At 73.2% G+C, this 1,524-nt stretch carries 2 protein-coding genes; one reads left to right on the top strand and one right to left on the bottom strand.

What is annotated here, in order from left to right; genetic code table 11:
• A partial coding sequence (locus JM949_RS35890) for an inositol monophosphatase family protein (RefSeq protein WP_203152465.1) occupies positions 1–711 on the bottom strand: 711 nt, incomplete at its 3' end.
• Positions 712–1,241: 530 nt separating this feature from the next.
• On the opposite strand from JM949_RS35890, the gene JM949_RS35885 reads away from it, so the two are divergent.
• Positions 1,242–1,524 (top strand): RNA polymerase sigma factor region1.1 domain-containing protein (locus JM949_RS35885; RefSeq protein WP_309232465.1); only part of this gene is annotated, 283 nt, incomplete at its 3' end.

The raw sequence follows: 1,524 nt of genomic DNA, 5'->3' as shown, positions 1-1,524 counted from the left end.
GACCGGCGACCCGCACCCCGCCTCGGCGGCCACCAGCCCGCCCGCCGCGAGGTCCCACGCGGCGAGACCCTTCTCGAAGTACGCGTCGAGCCGCCCCTCGGCGACCAGGCAGAGATCGAGTGCGGCGGCGCCGAGCCGGCGGATGTCGCGCACGTGGGCGATCAGCCCCGCCACCACCCGCGCCTGGTGGGCCCGGCGGCCGGCGTCGTAGCCGAAGCCGGTGCCGACCAGCGCCTGACCCAGGTCGACCTCGCCGGAGCAGCGCAGCCGGACACCGTCGCGCCAGGCCCCGCCGCCGGCCGTGGCGGTCCACTCCTCGCCGGTGTGCACGTTGCGCACCACGCCCGCGACCACCACCCCGTCCACCTCGGCCGCCAGCGAGACGGCGGAGTGGGGCAGCCCGTACAGGTAGTTGACAGTGCCGTCGATCGGGTCGACGATCCATCGCACCCCGCTGCGCGCCGCCCCGGAGGCGTCCTCGCCGAACTCCTCCCCGAGCACCGAGTCGTCCGGGCGGAGCGCGGCCAGCGCGTCGAGGATCTGGCGCTCGACCGCCCGGTCGGCGGCGGTGACCACGTCGGTGACGGTGCTCTTGGTGGCGGCGACCACGACCCCCTCGGCGCGCATCCGGTGCGCGGTGTCCGCGGCGTCCCGGGCCACCTCTACCGCGATGGTGAGCAGTTCCTGTGGGCTGGTGACCGAATTGGTCATGGTTCGCCTCTTTCCGCACTCCGGGTGTGTCGTGGCGGGCCGAAACTACCGGCCCGGCCGAGGGGCCATCACCCGTCCGTGCGTCCCGGACCGCCGAGCCTCACCAATATGCCCGATTAGATGGGTATTGTCGGTTAGGTGCCCAACGCCCTGTCCACCCTCGGTGCGCGGCCGTCGCCCGGTCGCGCCCGCACCGGCCGCCACCTCGGCTTGGGCTGCTCAAACGACAGTTCGGCAGCGGTCCGCCCGACGCCGAGCGCGACGAGGGAGCCCACCACCGCAGGCACGGCTATCATTACGTCAAAGTCCACATCTCCGCCGTACCGGCGGTCTCCGTCGGCGGTACGCGGTGCGGAGCAGGATGATCGCCGCAGACGGCGTTACAATTCACCCCTGCCCACGCGGCACGGACCGCCGAGCACCGGCCGGACCGTGACACGAGGGTCCCTCAACCACATCGCCCGGCACGGTAACCCTCGCTGCGCTGGACGAACCGGCCGTGCCCGCTCTTCGCCTCCGGAAGGTCATTCGTGACAGAACCCCGCCAGCCCGGCGCCGACGTTCGCTCGCTCACCGACACCCTGATCGCCCACGCGCAGAGCGCCGGTGGCCAGCTCACGTCGGCCCAGCTCGCGCGCACCGTCGAGTCCGCCGAGGTGACTCCGGCCCAGGCCAAGAAGATCCTGCGGGCACTCTCCGAGGCGGGAGTGACCGTCGTGGTGGACGGCTCGGCGAGCACCCGTCGCCGCGTCGCCGCGGCCCGCTCGACCACGCCGGCGTCCCGGGCCACCACCGCCAAGACCACCAAGAAGG

Source organism: Micromonospora tarensis (genome assembly GCF_016803395.1).
GTDB lineage: Bacteria > Actinomycetota > Actinomycetes > Mycobacteriales > Micromonosporaceae > Micromonospora > Micromonospora tarensis.
Note: the sequence above shows the minus strand (reverse complement) of the source record. Positions and strands in the feature narration are given on the sequence as shown.